Here is a 15,147-nt window from a genome sequence, read left to right as displayed (position 1 = left end):
ATGGCGGTTTCGGACTTTATTCCGGCTGAGGAGGGGCGCGGTCTTTACCGCGCCCTTGCGTTCAGGCGAATTCTTGTCATTTGCGGTCTGATCGTCGCATTGGCGTTCAGCTTTTCACTGGATCTTGCTCTTGGGCCAGCCCGCTATCCCTTGTCGGAAGTGCTCGCCGCCCTGATCGATCCCTCCGGCGCGAACCTGCAGACCCGTGTGGTCCTGTGGGACATCCGTATGCCGGTCGCACTGATGGCGATCAGCGTCGGCGCCTGTCTGTCATTGGCGGGCGCGCAGATGCAGACGATCCTCGCCAATCCGCTGGCCAGTCCGTTTACGCTCGGCATTTCAGCTGCGGCCAGTTTCGGCGCGGCCCTTGGCCTTGTCGCCGGCGTTGCGATCTTTCCGGCTGCGGTACACTACATGGTTCCGCTCAACGCCTTCCTGATGGCCATGGCCGCTTCGCTGTTCATCTATTTGATGTCGACTGTCCGGGGCGTGACCGTTCAAACCATCGTGCTTCTCGGCATTGCGCTGGTGTTCACCTTCAATGCGCTGCTGTCACTTTTGGAATACCTTGCATCCGAACAGGCGCTCGCTGCCGTCGTGTTCTGGACCATGGGATCGCTCACCAAGGCAACATGGGGCAAGGTCATGGCGACATTCGCCATCCTTATCGTCTGCATTCCGTTTTTCGCGCGCCATTCCTGGGCCTTGACGGCGCTGAGGCTCGGCGACGTAAAGGCAGCCAGTTTCGGCGTGAACATCAAGTCCCTCCGTCTTAAGACGCTGCTTGGCGTCAGTCTCCTGGCCGCCATACCGGTTTCCTTTGTCGGCACCATCGGCTTTGTCGGACTGGTCGGACCGCATATCGCCCGCATGCTGGTGGGTGAAGACCAGCGATTTTTCCTGCCTGCCGCCATCTTGTGCGGTGCGCTGATGCTCTCGGCGACATCCGTCGTTTCCAAGATCCTTCTGCCGGGGGCGATCCTGCCGATCGGCGTCATCACAGCGCTTGTGGGTGTGCCGTTCTTCTTCGTGCTCATCTTCGCGGATCGGAGGCAGTCATGGTAACCCTGCAATTAAAAGACTTGGGGGCTCGCTACGGCTCCACACTTACGGTGGAAGGGGTTTCGACCCCGGTTTTTTCGGGCGGTGAACTGACTGCAGTGATCGGGCCAAACGCTGCGGGTAAGTCGACGTTGTTCAAGCGCATCGCAGGGCTGTTGAAAGGGCCGGGCGAGGTGGTCCTCGAAGGCAACAAGGCATCACCGCGCGACGCGATCCGCTACATGCCCCAGGACACGCACGCCAATGCCGTGCTGACGGTTTATGAATCTGTGCTGCTGGCAGCCAAGCAGGGCGAAGGCTGGCGTGTGAAAGATGCCGAGCTGATCGAAATCGATCAGATCCTGAAAGCCCTGCAAATCGATGGACTGGCCTTCCGCAACCTCGGTGAACTGTCCGGCGGTCAACGGCAGCTCGTTTCAATTGCACAGGCTCTGGTGCGCCGCCCGGAAGTGCTGATGATGGATGAACCGACATCCGCGCTGGATCTGTACCGGCAGGTCGAAGTTCTGAACTTCATGCGTGACCTCGCACGCCGCCAAGGCACTCTGGTGCTGATCGCCTTGCACGACCTCAATCATGCACTGCGCTTCTGTCGGAACACCATGGTGATCTCCGGCGGACGCCTGATGGCAGCCGGCCCGTCACAGGATGTCATTACCGCCTCGATGCTGCGGGATATCTACCGTGTGGAAGCGCGTGTCGAAGCCTGTTCGCGCGGTGAAAATCACGTCATCATCGACCGGTCGGCCGCCTGACGGCAAAAGGCAGCCCGCATTGATCAATCCTGGTCGACGTCAATGCGGGCTTCCTCGACGGTTGAGGCCAGATCCCGGTTCGCGTCCAGAAGCACATTCTGGTGCAACCGGATCCGCCAAAGGTGATAGGCGACCCTGTGCAGCCAGCGCAGGGCATCCAGTTTCAGCCAGACGGTTTCCGCCGGCACCTTATCCGCGGCCGCCATCGCGATCAGCCGGTCCCGATTGAGCCGGCGCTGCCGCCGCATCAGCAGCCGAAGCCGGTCGAGTGTCTTTTCCTGTGTCTTGACGTCCTTCTGTCTTGCGGACATGCCGGTAACACCAAGGATCAGACCCGCCTGACGCTTCAGCCTGTGATCCAGCGCCAGCTCATCGATCCTCTGTCTCTGCTCGCAGCGGTATAGCAGGCGGGCCAGGTGATCGAGGATATGAAACTGCCCCTTTAGCGCTTCCTGGAACACCATGTCATTGGGCGGGACGATGATCCTGTCCAGATAGGTCCGTGTTTCTGCAATGGCTTTGACCAGGTCCTCCCTATCTAGCCCCTCATGCGAAGCAGGCTTTGCACCCAGCCTGCCACGCAACCTGTCGATGATGGCGGCGTCCAGCTCGGCTATCGTCTGCCCGGCCAGTGCAGCGGCGGCATGCGGGTCCCGCAGCACGAGCGGATCAAGACGGCTGGTCAGGTCGGAGCCTTTTTCGGGAACCAGTCTTTCCACCAGACGGGCAAAAGGCCGCGCAAAAGGCAGGACCAGAAGCACGCCGAGCGCATTGAAAGAACTGTGAAATGCGACGAGGGCAATCTGCGCGTCACCGTTTCCGGTCACCGTTCCTGCCACAAGCTGAAACGGGCCCAGAAGAAAAAACGCCATGACACCGGTCAGGACGTTGTAGATCACGTGTGCATAGCCCGTGCGCCGGGCCATGGTGCCGCCACCGATGGTCGCCAGGGCTGCGGTAAATGTGGTCCCGACATCCATACCGATCACCAGGGCGGCTGCCTGCGGAAAGTTGATGGCACCGGCACCGAGAGCCGCCAGCGCTGTTGCGACACCTGCGCTGGAGGACTGGGTCACGACGGTTATCAGCATGCCGATAAACAAAAGCTGCAGACGACCGAAGAGTGTGTCCGGGGGAAAGTCGGTGGGCGTGACGACTCCACTAAAGGCGTCCAGACCGTCTTTCATGTGCTCGATGCCGATAAAGATAAGGCAGAAGCCGGCGAGTGCCTGGCCGATCAGCGCGATACGGCCGTGGAAGACCAGCCTGGCGATCGCACCGAAAAACACGAAAGGCAGGGCGATCTGACCGAGGTCCAGCTTGAAGCCGAGGACCGCAACCAGCCAGCCTGTCAGGGTGGTGCCGACATTTGCGCCGAATATGACACCAAGCGCCTGGGGAAAGGTGAGGAGGCCCGACGCCACAAATCCAACGGCCGCAACCGTGGTTGCGCTGGAAGACTGGATGACCGCCGTGGTGAGGGCGCCTGTCGCGGCACCGGACAAGGGCGTTGACGTGAACCTGGACAAGACATCCCGCATGCGCTGCGCAGCGAGGGCCTTCAGCCCGTCGGTCAGAAGCAGCATCCCGATCAGAAACAGCCCAACGCCGCCAAGCGCCGACAGGAAACTTGAAAACATGCAGTGACGTTATCCGACCGGATGAGCGTCCACAATCAGGCAAGATACTATCCGTAGCGCTGTCGCGTGAACTGTGAACGTAAAGCCAAACCTGACGTGCTTCTGAGAGCGGTTGCAACGTCTGGCGGAAAGTCCTTTGGTCACCGGGGCGACTGTGGGAGCCTGTACCGGGCAAGCGCGTCAAGCTTCTGCCGGAGGCCGCGTCACGAGGAAGAGCAGATGAAGAAGTATGAGGCTCCGGGAGTCTACATCGTCGAGAAAAATGCCTTTCCTGCACAGGTTGTGCAAGTCGCGACAGATGTCCCGATCTTCATCGGCTACACGGAAAGGGCCGCGCAGCAGGGCGCGGATGTGACCGGCGTACCGGTCCGGGTCACTTCATTGAAGGAGTTTGAACTATGTTTCGGCAAAGCACCGGCAGCACGGTTTGACTTCAGCCTGCGGGCAGGGGAACCGGTTCTGGAACTGGAGGACGCAAGCAACTTCATATTGCACTCGGCCATACGCCTGTTCTTCGAAAATGGCGGCAGCAAATGCTGGATTTTGTCAGTCGCTTGTTATGGCGAGGGAGAGCCCGCGATTGCAAAGTCCGCGGAGCATTTCAGTGAGGCTGTCTGGCAGGAAGTCGCCCTGCAGGAGGAGCCGTCGATGGTCGTCATTCCGGAGGCGGTGCTCCTGCCGTCACCGGAGGACTACAAGACTGTCTGGGACAAGGGCCTTGCCCATTGTGTCGAGACCCAAAAACGTGTCGCCATTGTGGATGTGTTCAACGGTGACAGGAAGAGAACATACGACGAGGCTGACGTGATCTCGGGGAAGACCGGCCTACGTAATATGCTCACGGCAGAAGACTTGAGCTTCGCGGTCGCATATTATCCCTGGGTGAACACCACCCTGCATGTCGCCTCTGATTTGACCTTCGACAACATCTCTGCCGACACCCGAAAGGCTTTTTTCGATTATGTCCGGCAGGATCCGAGCGCACAGGGGAGCGACGCCCAAAAAGCCGCGCTGGAAAGAACGCTTGATCTGGTGGTGCATGACAAAACATCCGACGCTGATAAGGCAGGTTGTGAGCAAGGCTTGAGAGTTCTTTCGAAACGTTACAAGGACCTCATTGAGCATGCGGTCGCAGCGCTGAATGTCATGCCTCCGTCAAGTGCGCTGGCGGGTGCCTACGCGAGGACCGACAACCATACCGGCGTCTGGCAGGCGCCTGCAAACATTGGGCTATCTTCCGTCGTATCACCCTGCATAGTTATCTCCGATGCGGAGCAGGAAGATCTGAACGCCCCATTGGACGGCAAGGCCGTGAATGCGATCCGGTCGTTTCCGGCACGCGGTACACTTGTCTGGGGCGCGCGCACGCTGGCCAGTAACAGCTCTGAATGGCGCTATGTGAATGTCCGCCGAACGGCGATCATGCTGGAACAATCAATCAAGGCAGCGCTCGATGCATTCGTGTTTTCACCCAACACCGAACCAACCTGGGTAACGATCAAGCATTCGATTGAGTATTTTCTGAATTCTTATTGGAAAGCCGGAGCGTTCGTCGGTGCTACTCCTGATGAGGCTTACCGCGTAGACGTCGGACTTGGTACGACCATGACCGCTATAGATGTCGAGACCGGCACCATGAACATTGTCGTGCAGGTTTCCCTTCTTCGGCCAGCTGAATTTCTGGTGCTGCCGTTCCGCTTGCAGGTCCAGACAAAGCAAGATTGATCCGAAGGTCAGGAAAATTTGCCTGAGGAACCCGCGATCAGTTCACTGTCAGTGAAAAAGCGCCATGCCGTCTACGGCCAGATAAGCGTCTCTGTGTCTACGCTGTCGCTGCTGCCGGTCACACGTGTTCCGGACACCCTGGCCTTGCCACTGGCAACCATCGAGAGCGCCTTGGGATAGATCTGGTGTTCTACGTCCAGAACGCGGGCGGCCAGCGTGTCGGGCGTGTCGGCGTCAAGAACGGGAACGGCGCCCTGTACGATGATCGGCCCATCATCCATTTCAGCCGATACATAATGCACGGTCGCACCGTGCAATTTGACGCCTTCCTGCAAGGCCCGCTCGTGTGTGGCAAGGCCCTTGAACGAAGGCAGCAGGGCCGGATGGATGTTGATCATCCTGCCTGCCCAGGCATTGACGAGATAAGGCGTGAGGATACGCATGAAACCGGCAAGAGCCACCAGCTCAATCTTGTGATCCTTCAACACGGCATCAACGGATCGTTCGAACGCTTCGCGATCGCCTGCGTAGTCCTTGTGGTCGACAACGGCCGTCGGGATGCCGAATTCCGCAGCCCGCTCCAGTCCCTTTGCATCTGGACGGTTGGAAAGAACCAAGGCGATTTCGGCCGGATAGTCGGGAGACATGGCGGCGGAAATCAGCGCGCCCATGTTGGAACCGCGCCCGGAAATCAGGATGGCTGTCTTTTTCCGGCTCATGCGCCGAGGTCCAGACTGCCCTCAAAGAGCACCGGTGCTTTGCCCTCAGCCTCGATGGTGCCGATCTTGCTAACCGTTTCGCCTGCCTTGGTGAGGACATCGGCAACCGTATCTGCTTCTTCTGCGGAAACGACAATCACCATTCCGGTGCCGCAGTTGAAGGTGCGCAGCATTTCCTTTTCGGCAACGCCGCCGTTTTTCGCAAGCCAGCCAAATACGGCCGGAACCTTGATCTGAGAAAGATCGATGTGCGCGGAACAATTCTTCGGCAGAACGCGCGGCAGGTTTTCCGGAAGACCACCGCCTGTGATATGGGCAAGCGCCTTGATGCCGGATGTTTCTTTCAGCGCGGCCAACAGAGGTTTGACGTAGATGCGCGTCGGCTCCATCAGAGCTTCGCCAAGTGTCTTGCCGGCAGCGAATGGGGCTGCATCCGACCAGGTCATGCCGGACAGTTCGATGATCTTGCGGACCATGGAATAGCCGTTGGAATGGACACCGGAAGAGGCCAGGCCAAGGAGTACATCTCCTGCGGCAACATCTGGACGCGGCAGGATTGCGCCACGCTCAACCGCACCAACGGAAAACCCGGCCAGATCGTAGTCGCCTTCCACATACATGCCCGGCATTTCGGCCGTTTCACCGCCGATCAATGCAGCGCCTGCCATCTTGCAGCCGTCTGCAATACCAGCCACCACATCCGTCGCGGTTGCCACGTCCAGCGCGCCGGTCGCGAAGTAGTCGAGGAAGAACAGCGGTTCTGCGCCCTGAACCACGAGATCGTTGACACACATGGCGACAAGATCGATGCCGACTGTGCGGTGCTGGCCGGTTTCAATGGCAATCTTCAACTTGGTGCCAACGCCGTCATTGGCCGCCACAAGGATCGGATCCTGAAATCCTGCGCCCTTCAGATCGAACAGGCCGCCGAAGCCACCGATGTCGCTGTCGGCCCCGGGCCGGGATGTTGCCTTGACCAGCGGCTTGATGCGGTTCACCAGTTCGTTTCCGGCGTCGATGTCGACACCTGCATCGGCATAGGTCAGGCCGTTGGGACCAGAGGATTCGCTCATGGGGCACTCCGAGACTGCGTGCGGTTGGCTGTGCCAGTGCGGATTACAGTCTGCCGCCAAGGAACACAAGAGGCGAGCCGCTCTGTGCAGGGCTTAAGAACAGATGGCGAGGAAACTTCCGCATCTTTCTTTGTTACGAGGTCCATTCACGGGCCTGAAAGTGCATTTTCGGCAAAGCCAGGGCCGGTATGCCGTATGAACCGGTTGGGCCTTCGCGAGACGATGAAGACGTCTGTCGAACAGTCCGGTGCGGATCCGGCGGTTTTTAAGACCGGCTGATGCGGCTCTGAGCTGGACCAGGACCGCGCAAAGCTGACTTTTCTGGACTTGACCCGAGGCAGGGTTTAATCCCATGTCCGGAGGAAAGCCATTTTCACGCGCCGGAACAACCGAGGAGCGCCATTCATGACCCTTCGCCGTCAGGTACAGTTCTGGCTGATCTCCCTCTTCGTCTTCTGTCTTTTTCTATATGTCTTTTCCAGCGTGCTTCTGCCCTTCGTTGCGGGCATGGCCGTCGCCTATCTGCTGGACCCGGTGTGCGACCGGCTGGAAAAGCTGGGCATGGGGCGCATGTGGGCGACGCTTTGCATCCTGTTTGCCTTCGTTCTCATCCTGGTGATGTTCTTCATTCTGATCCTGCCGCTTCTGGGAAATCAGCTCTCGCTTTTCCTTGAGAAGTTTCCGGAGCTGATCCGCAAGCTACAGGGCCTTCTGTCGAAGAACTTTCCGGCCAATCTTGCGTCTGTCGCCGGCATAAGTGCGGAAGATCTCCAGTCCTCCATGTCCAATCTCATCGGGCAGGGGGCTTCCTTTATCGGCAAGCTGGCGCAGTCGCTGTGGAGTGGCGGCCAGGCGTTGCTGTCGATCCTGTCGCTGTTCGTCATTACGCCGGTGGTTGCCTTCTATCTGTTGCTGGACTGGGACCGCATGGTTGCGCGCATAGACAGTTGGCTGCCGCGCCCTCATTTGTCGAAAATTCGCGAACTTGCGCGGGAAATGGACCAGGCGGTCGCCGGTTTTGTGCGCGGGCAGGTGTCGGTTTGCCTGATCCTTGGTTCGTTTTACGCCGTCTCGCTGGCGCTGGTCGGACTGAACTTCGGCCTCCTGATAGGCATGGCTGCCGGCCTCGTCAGCTTCATTCCCTTCGTGGGGGCCGGATTGGGCCTTGTTGTGTCCCTCGGTGTGGCCGTTGTTCAGTTCTGGCCGGACTGGCCCTGGATTGTCGCCGTCGCAATAGTTTTTGCTGTCGGCCAGTTTCTGGAAGGCAATATCCTGCAGCCCAAACTTGTTGGTGACAGCACGGGACTTCATCCCGTGGCGCTGATGTTTGCCCTGTTTGCCTTTGGATATCTCTTTGGATTTGTGGGGATGCTGATCGCTGTTCCGGCAGCCGCGATGATCGGCGTGCTTGCGCGCTTCGCCCTGAACCAGTATCTGGCAAGCCCTGTCTATCAGGGAGCAGACCATCCCGCGTCGAAACAAGAAGAACAGGTTTCAGAGTAGAAATGGCGGAAACACCGCGCCAGTTGCCGTTGGAATTGCCGCATGAAGCGGCCCTGAGCCGTGATGACTATCTGGTTGGAGGCTCCAATCGGGCTGCGTTCGAATTGCTGGAACGCTGGCCGGACTGGCCGTCACCGGTCGTTGTGCTTGCGGGGCCGGTCGGGGCGGGAAAGACCCATCTTGTGCGGGCGTTTCAGGAAGAAACCGGTGCGGTCGTTCTGCCCGCGGCTGAGCTTACTGCCAACTCTGTGCAAACGCTCGTCGCAGCGCCGTCCACGGTGATCGAGGACGCGCATCTGGGGTTTGACAACACGGCGCTGTTTCACCTTCTCAATGCAGCGCGCCAGGCCGGCAAAACTGTGCTCATCACCAGCCGCACCTGGCCTGCAAGCTGGAAGATTTCCCTGCCGGATCTTCAGTCCCGCCTGCGGGCGGCAACTCCTGTGGAAATTCTGGAGCCGGATGACGACCTCCTGCGGCGGGTGCTGGTGAAACTGTTCGCCGACCGTCAGATTGCGGTCGATCAAGGCGTTGTCGACTATCTTGTGGTGCGAATGGAGCGGTCGCTTGAGGTTGCCATGCGGGCTGTCGAAGCGATTGATCAGGAGGCTTTGGCCGGACGGGTGAAGATCACAAAACCACTGGCCGGGCGGGTTCTGGAAAATGTGCATAAAGGCCAATAATCGCCGATACTGCCACAGGACTGTCATTTGCCCGCTTGGAACTTCATGTTAGTCACGGCGGCATAAGCGCAGAATGGGCATGTCTGGTTTTGGCTGATAGAAGCGGGCGCTGCAGGGAAAAGGGAAGATGCCATGAACGAAGTCTCTGATCTTTCTGACATTCTACCGGCTTCCACAGTTCCTGCCGATGCCAAGGGAGCCACGCCCGATCTGGTGCCGGAAGGTGAGCTGGCTACATCTCCGGCCCGTTTCATGAACCGCGAACTGTCTTGGTTGCAGTTCAATCTCCGGGTTCTGGAAGAAGCCATGAACCCGAACCACCCGCTGCTTGAGCGTGTTCGGTTCCTGTCAATCTCTGCCAACAACCTCGACGAATTCTTCATGGTGCGCGTTGCCGGTCTGCGCGGCCAGCAACGGGCGGATGTCACCAATCTGTCCGACGACGGCCTGACACCGACCGAACAGCTTCAGAAAATCAGCGACGCCGTGCGCGACCTGCAGGCCTCGCAACAGAAGATCTGGGTGGAACTGCGCCGTGAGATTGCCGACAAGGGCATCGAGATTCCGCAAGGCGAGACGCTGGACCAGGCGGACAAGGTCTGGCTGCAAGACTATTTTCTTGCCTATGTCTTTCCGGTCCTGACGCCGCTGGCCATCGATCCGGCCCATCCGTTCCCGTTCATTCCGAACCTCGGCTTTTCCATAGTCTTCGAACTGGTGCCGACGTCCGGCGGGCGCGGCATGATCGCGCTGCTCAGAATTCCGAGCCAGGTCGACCGCTTCGTGCAACTGCCCAACGGTGAAGATGGCGCAGCCCGGTTCATCGCGATCGAGAAGGTTGTCAGCCTTTTCATCGGGCGCCTGTTTCCCGGCTACGAGATCCGCGGCAAGGGCGCCTTCCGTGTCATTCGCGACAGTGATCTGGAAATCGAAGAAGAAGCGGAAGACCTCGTCCGCCTGTTCGAGAGCGCCCTGCGCCGCCGCCGCCGTGGCTCTGTGATCCGCCTGGAGATTCAGGAGACCACACCGCCGGCCCTGCGCGAATTCGTGGCCGAGGCCCTGCGTGTCGGGCAAAGCGAGATCTTTCTGGCAAACGGGTTGCTTGCGCTCAACAACCTGTCCCAGATTGTCGATCTTGAGCGGCCGGATCTGAAGTTTCAGCCCTATACCGCGCGCTTCCCCGAACGCATTCGCGAACACGGCGGCGACTGCCTCGCGGCGATCCACCAGAAGGACATCATCGTTCACCATCCATATGAATCGTTCGATGTGGTGGTTCAGTATCTGCGGCAGGCCGCGCGTGATCCCGATGTGGTGGCGATCAAGCAGACGCTTTATCGCACGTCCAACGACAGCCCTATCGTGAAGGCGCTTGCAGAGGCTGCCGAAGCCGGTAAATCCGTTACGGCGCTGGTGGAACTGAAAGCCCGTTTCGACGAGGAAGCGAACATCAAATGGGCGCGCGACCTGGAGCGGGCAGGGGTGCAGGTCGTTTTCGGTTTCATCGAACTGAAGACCCACTCCAAGCTGTCCATGGTGATCAAGCGCGAACACGGCCAGCTCAAGACCTATTGCCACATCGGGACGGGGAACTACCATCCGATCACCGCGCGGATATATGAGGATCTTTCCTTCTTCACGGATGATCCCGGCATTGCCGAGGACGCCGCCCGCGTGTTCAACTTCATCACCGGCTACGCTCAGCCGGCGGAGCTGAACAATCTGATGGTCTCTCCTGTCAATCTGCGTCAGCGCATGTTGGAAATGACCGAAAACGAAATCGAGCACGCTCGGTCCGGACGTCCCGCGCAGATCTGGTGGAAGATGAACTCGCTTGTGGATCCGGCGATCATTGACGCGCTCTACCGTGCGAGCCAGGCGGGGGTGCAGATCGATCTGATCATTCGTGGCATCAGCTGTCTGCGTCCCGGCATTCCGGGCCTGTCCGACAACATCCGGGTGAAATCCATCATTGGACGTTTTCTGGAGCATTCGCGCATCTATTGCTTCGGCAACGGACAAGGACTGCCGTCGCCGGAGGCCCATGTCTACATCGGGTCTGCGGATCTTATGCCGCGCAACATTGACCGGCGGGTCGAGGTTCTTGTGCCGCTCAAGACACCGACCGTGCACGAGCAGGTGCTCGACCAGATCATGGTGGCCAACCTGAAGGACAACCAGCAAAGCTGGCGCATCCTTTCCGACGGCAGCCATGAGCGCATCGTTCCGAATGCCAATGAAGAACCCTTCAATGCGCATCAATATTTCATGACCAACCCGTCACTGTCAGGGCGTGGCAAGTCGTTGAAGAGTGACCGCCCGAGGCCGTTCCTGGAACGGCAAAAACGAGGTTAGCATGGCTGCTGAGTTTCACCCGGCACGTGGCCGTCTCAACGGGTCCGGCCCCATCGCAGTCGTGGACATCGGTTCAAACTCCGTGCGCCTCGTGATCTATGAGCGCAAGGCCCGCACACCGACGATGCTGTTCAACGAGAAGCTGCTGGCCGGTCTTGGCAAGGGCATTGCCGCCACGGGGCGTCTCGCCGACGATTCTGTCAGTCTGGCGCTTGGTGAGCTGACCCGTTTCAAGACATTGATCAAACACACCGGCTGTCAGGACATTTACATCGTTGCGACTGCAGCGGCGCGCGATGCGAAAAATGGCCCTGAATTCGTGCGCGAGGTCGAGCGGTCTCTGGAGGCGCCTGTTCGCATTCTCGACGGCAACGAGGAGGCCTATTATTCCGCCCTTGGCGTGATTGCGGGCTTCTGGGTGCCGCGTGGCATTGTGGGCGATATGGGCGGCGGCAGCCTGGAACTGGTGGAAATCGCTGACAACAAGCCTGGCACTGGAGCAACGTTCCCCCTTGGCGGCTTGCGCCTGTCAGAGGAAGCCGACGGCAAGATCGCAAAGGCGCAGAAAATAACCGAAGCTGCGCTCAAGGACTTTCAATGGCCTGATCTGGCACCCGGCGAACGAACCTTCTATGCCGTCGGCGGCACGTGGCGGTCGCTGGGCCGTCTGCATCTGAAGCAAAACAATTATCCGCTGCACGTCATGCACAATTACGAAATCAGCGCGGAAGAGGCGATTGCCTTCTGCAAGCGGATCGCCGTTCCCAATCTCGAAGGTGTGGAACTTGCCGAGATTGTCTCCAAACAGCGCCGCCCGCTGGTGCCGATCGGGGCGGTCGTGCTGGAGCAGGTGCTGCTGTCGATGAAGGCGGAGCGCCTGGTCTTTTCCGCAACCGGCGTTCGCGAGGGGCTTCTGCACGAAAAGCTGCCGTTGGAAATGCAGGCCCATGATCCGGTGATCGAAGCCGCGCGCGAACTGTGCATCCTGCGGGCGCGCTCTCCCGCCCACGCCGAGGAGTTGATTGTCTGGACGGACACGCTGTTCAGGGAACTCGGCATCGAAGAAACCGCCAATGAGACTCGGCTGCGTCACGCGGCGTGTCTGCTCTCCGATATCGGCTGGCGCGCTCATCCTGATTATCGCGGCGAACAGAGCCTCAATATCATTTCAAACGCGTCCTTCGTCGGTCTGGATCATGCCAGCCGCGCCTATCTGGCAGCGGCGGTTTTCTATCGCCACCAGGGCCTGCGCGAAGGCGATCTCTCGCCCGTCATCCGGGAACTGTTCACCGACCGTTTGCGCATTCGCGCCAAGGTTCTCGGCGCAACCATGCGGGTCGCATCGCTCCTGAGCGCGTCGATTGCCGGTATGCTGCCAAAAGTGGGCATCACCAAAACGGACAAGGGATTGTCGCTCGACCTTGGCAAGGAACTGGCCAACCTTGACGGCGAGCGCCTGCGTAAACGGGCGAACCAGCTCAGCAAGGTCATCAAGGCCGATGTCGCGGTCAACGCCGGCTGAGGTCAATGCGCCGGCGAATGGTGGGGATCGTCAGTCAGGGGACTTGAGGAGGAAACAAAGCGGCAGAGGTTATTCCGCCGCTTCCTTTTCGACATCTTCCGGCTGTTGCGCTTGCTCAATCGCCACGATCTGCCGATTCCGAAAGGCGAGGGCGACTTCACCGCGCTTCAGCTTGAGCGCGGTTTCGCCGAAAAGTTCGCGCCGCCAGCCTTTCATGGCGGCCACATCGGCAGCGTCGTCGGCGGCAATCTTTTCAAGATCATCCACGGTGGCAATGACCTTGGCCGCAACGCCATGCGCTTCGCTGACCAGTTTCAGAAGAACCTTCAGGAGATCGACTGCTGCTGCTGACCCGTCCGGAGCCTGGCGGCCCTTGGGCAGTTTCGGCATTTCGCTTTTTGGAAGCGAAACCGCGCGTCTGACGGCTTTCAGGATTTCATCCGCGGACTTTGAGCGTTCAAACCCACGCGGAATGGTTCTCAGGCGCCCAAGCGCTTCAGCATCCTGAGGCTGCTGAGCTGCCAGTTCGTAAATGGCGTCGTCCTTGACAACCCGGCTGCGAGGAACGTCGCGCGACTGGGCTTCCCGCTCACGCCATGCGGCGACTTCCATCATGACAGCCAGTTCAACCGGCTTGCGCACGCGCAGCTTCAGACGTTTCCAGGCCTGTTCCGGATCGGTGCGGTACGTGTTGACGGATGTCAGAACCTGCATCTCGTCCTGAACCCAGTGGATGCGGTCTTGCTCGGCGAGATTCGCTTTCAGGAACTGGTAGGCGTCGCGCAGATGCGTGACGTCCGCTAGGGCGTAGTCCAGTTGCTTCGCAGTCAGCGGCCTGCGGGCCCAGTCTGTAAAGCGGGAGGACTTGTCGATTCGGGCGCCAGTGACCTTGTAGACGAGCTGATCATAGGAAATGGAATCACCGAAGCCGCAGACCATGGCCGCCACCTGTGTGTCGAACAGTGGCGCCGGGATCAGTTCACCCAGGTGATAGATGATTTCGATGTCCTGGCGAGCAGCATGAAAAACCTTTGTCACACTGCGGTCGCGCATAAGCTCGAAAAAGGGCTCAAGGTCCAGCCCTTCGGACAGGGCGTCGACTATGAAGGCCATGTCAGGCCCTGCCATCTGGATGACGCAGAGCTTGGGCCAAAAGGTCGTTTCACGGAGAAATTCCGTGTCGACGGTCACATAGTCATGAGCGGCAAGACGCTGACACGCAGCGGCGAGATCTTTTGTTTTTGTAATCACGTGCATGGTGACAAAAAGCTATACCCGAGTTCTGCCGCTTTGTCGCCACGAAATGGTAATTTTCGTGCCCGAAGCTCTTGAAAAGGCGCATTTTGTGCGCCTATGGTGAAGCTTAGGCGAGCGTCTGCGAGAGAACACACAGAGGAATGGAAATGCGCAAGATACTGGTGGTGAATTCCAAGGGCGGTTGCGGCAAGACGACCCTCGCCACGAATCTTGCTGTCGCACTCGCCGCCCGGGGTGAAGATGTTGCGCTTGCCGATGCGGACCGGCAAAAGTCCAGCCTGTCCTGGATCAAACGCCGGCCCAAGAGCTTGTCGCGGATCGAAGGTCTCAACTGGACCAAGGAAGAGGCTATCGGCGACAAGGACAAGGATCTGGACGCTGTTGTCATCGACGGACCTGGCGGGCTTCGCTCGGAGTTGGCCAAGAACCTGATCGCAGAGGCGTCCGATATCGTTGTGCCTGTTCTTGCCTCAGCGTTCGACTGGGACGCCACCTTGAAGTTTCTCGACCGCATTTCCGATATCAAGCGTGTTCGCAAGGGCAAGGCCGACATTCACGTGGTCGCCAATCGCATTGACCGCCGGTCCAACCAGGTCGGCGATCTGGAGCAATTGCTTGCCAAGAAAGGCTATCCGCTGCTTGCGCGGATTTCCGAACGGGTGGTTTATGCCCGCCACGCCGCAGCGGGCTCAGGAGTGTTCGATTATTCCGATGCCGGTTCTCACGAGATCCGCGGACAGTGGCATCCCCTGTTGCAAGCCGTCGACGCCTGAGAGAAATTCCCGAACCGTTCCATGATCAGAAGGGGAGAGGCAGGCGGAGCGCAAGCCTTTTCCTTGACTTTCCTTCCGCA

The 15,147-nt window shown here is 59.2% G+C and carries 12 protein-coding genes; 8 read left to right on the top strand and 4 right to left on the bottom strand.

The genetic code is table 11. The features are described 5' to 3' along the window. The gene (locus tag AC2A6O_RS01900) at positions 1-1,065 is read left to right on the top strand and encodes a FecCD family ABC transporter permease (protein WP_498925509.1); all 1,065 of its coding nucleotides are present in this window, start codon (positions 1-3) and stop codon (positions 1,063-1,065) included. Continuing rightward, positions 1,059-1,817 carry an ABC transporter ATP-binding protein gene (locus AC2A6O_RS01895; RefSeq protein WP_498925508.1) on the top strand — a complete coding sequence of 253 codons (759 nt, stop codon included), beginning with the start codon at positions 1,059-1,061 and terminating at the stop codon, positions 1,815-1,817. Before AC2A6O_RS01900 ends, AC2A6O_RS01895 begins: the two co-directional genes overlap by 7 nt. Before the next feature lie 23 nt (positions 1,818-1,840). Here AC2A6O_RS01895 and AC2A6O_RS01890 read toward each other — a convergent pair whose 3' ends face one another. Further along, positions 1,841-3,457 (bottom strand): Na/Pi cotransporter family protein, encoded by a 1,617-nt coding sequence (locus AC2A6O_RS01890; RefSeq protein ID WP_498925507.1) that lies wholly within the window; start codon positions 3,455-3,457, stop codon positions 1,841-1,843. A gap of 219 nt (positions 3,458-3,676) precedes the next feature. Here AC2A6O_RS01890 and AC2A6O_RS01885 point away from each other — a divergent pair, with 219 nt between their 5' ends. Beyond that, positions 3,677-5,182 carry a phage tail sheath family protein gene (locus tag AC2A6O_RS01885; protein WP_498925506.1) on the top strand — a complete coding sequence of 502 codons (1,506 nt, stop codon included), beginning with the start codon at positions 3,677-3,679 and terminating at the stop codon, positions 5,180-5,182. Between the two features lie 71 nt (positions 5,183-5,253). Here AC2A6O_RS01885 and purN read toward each other — a convergent pair whose 3' ends face one another. After that, complete coding sequence (purN, locus tag AC2A6O_RS01880; RefSeq protein WP_498925505.1) at positions 5,254-5,901, bottom strand: phosphoribosylglycinamide formyltransferase; 648 nt, start codon at positions 5,899-5,901, stop codon at positions 5,254-5,256. After that, complete coding sequence (gene purM / locus AC2A6O_RS01875; protein WP_498925504.1) at positions 5,898-6,974, bottom strand: phosphoribosylformylglycinamidine cyclo-ligase; 1,077 nt, start codon at positions 6,972-6,974, stop codon at positions 5,898-5,900. Before purM ends, purN begins: the two co-directional genes overlap by 4 nt. 405 nt (positions 6,975-7,379) lie before the next feature. Between purM and AC2A6O_RS01870 the strand changes: the two genes are divergently transcribed. From AC2A6O_RS01870 to AC2A6O_RS01855, 4 genes are all read left to right on the top strand, one after another. Next, entirely contained in the window at positions 7,380-8,477 is a 1,098-nt protein-coding gene (locus tag AC2A6O_RS01870; protein WP_148584149.1) for an AI-2E family transporter, read from the top strand. Between the two features lie 2 nt (positions 8,478-8,479). Beyond that, on the top strand, positions 8,480-9,160 hold the full coding sequence (locus AC2A6O_RS01865) for a P-loop NTPase family protein (protein WP_498925503.1): 681 nt from the start codon (positions 8,480-8,482) through the stop codon (positions 9,158-9,160). A 132-nt stretch (positions 9,161-9,292) separates the two neighbouring features. Further along, the gene (locus AC2A6O_RS01860; protein WP_148584147.1) at positions 9,293-11,515 is read left to right on the top strand and encodes an RNA degradosome polyphosphate kinase; all 2,223 of its coding nucleotides are present in this window, start codon (positions 9,293-9,295) and stop codon (positions 11,513-11,515) included. A 1-nt stretch (position 11,516) separates the two neighbouring features. After that, positions 11,517-13,037 (top strand): Ppx/GppA phosphatase family protein, encoded by a 1,521-nt coding sequence (locus tag AC2A6O_RS01855; RefSeq protein ID WP_148584146.1) that lies wholly within the window; start codon positions 11,517-11,519, stop codon positions 13,035-13,037. Positions 13,038-13,106: 69 nt separating this feature from the next. Here the strand turns inward: AC2A6O_RS01855 and rnd are convergent, their stop codons facing one another. Continuing rightward, positions 13,107-14,294 (bottom strand): ribonuclease D, encoded by a 1,188-nt coding sequence (gene rnd / locus AC2A6O_RS01850; protein ID WP_148584145.1) that lies wholly within the window; start codon positions 14,292-14,294, stop codon positions 13,107-13,109. Between the two features lie 146 nt (positions 14,295-14,440). On the opposite strand from rnd, the gene AC2A6O_RS01845 reads away from it, so the two are divergent. Then, a complete protein-coding gene (locus AC2A6O_RS01845; RefSeq protein ID WP_498925502.1) occupies positions 14,441-15,067 on the top strand; it encodes a nucleotide-binding protein in 627 nt (208 codons plus the stop codon). Positions 15,068-15,147 lie beyond the last annotated feature (80 nt).

Source organism: Labrenzia sp. ATLA3, from assembly GCF_057180185.1.
The sequence above is the reverse complement of the archived record's forward strand: the minus strand, read 5'-3'. Positions and strand labels throughout refer to the sequence as shown.

Coding starts and splice junctions, on each gene's coding strand:
- AC2A6O_RS01865 (WP_498925503.1), top strand. CDS start 8,480: ATGGCGGAAACACCGCGCCAGTTGCCGTTGGAATTGCCGCATGAAGCG.
- AC2A6O_RS01870 (WP_148584149.1), top strand. CDS start 7,380: ATGACCCTTCGCCGTCAGGTACAGTTCTGGCTGATCTCCCTCTTCGTC.
- rnd (WP_148584145.1), bottom strand. CDS start 14,294: ATGCACGTGATTACAAAAACAAAAGATCTCGCCGCTGCGTGTCAGCGT.
- AC2A6O_RS01860 (WP_148584147.1), top strand. CDS start 9,293: ATGAACGAAGTCTCTGATCTTTCTGACATTCTACCGGCTTCCACAGTT.
- AC2A6O_RS01890 (WP_498925507.1), bottom strand. CDS start 3,457: ATGTTTTCAAGTTTCCTGTCGGCGCTTGGCGGCGTTGGGCTGTTTCTG.
- purN (WP_498925505.1), bottom strand. CDS start 5,901: ATGAGCCGGAAAAAGACAGCCATCCTGATTTCCGGGCGCGGTTCCAAC.
- AC2A6O_RS01855 (WP_148584146.1), top strand. CDS start 11,517: ATGGCTGCTGAGTTTCACCCGGCACGTGGCCGTCTCAACGGGTCCGGC.
- AC2A6O_RS01895 (WP_498925508.1), top strand. CDS start 1,059: ATGGTAACCCTGCAATTAAAAGACTTGGGGGCTCGCTACGGCTCCACA.
- AC2A6O_RS01900 (WP_498925509.1), top strand. CDS start 1: ATGGCGGTTTCGGACTTTATTCCGGCTGAGGAGGGGCGCGGTCTTTAC.
- purM (WP_498925504.1), bottom strand. CDS start 6,974: ATGAGCGAATCCTCTGGTCCCAACGGCCTGACCTATGCCGATGCAGGT.
- AC2A6O_RS01845 (WP_498925502.1), top strand. CDS start 14,441: ATGCGCAAGATACTGGTGGTGAATTCCAAGGGCGGTTGCGGCAAGACG.
- AC2A6O_RS01885 (WP_498925506.1), top strand. CDS start 3,677: ATGAAGAAGTATGAGGCTCCGGGAGTCTACATCGTCGAGAAAAATGCC.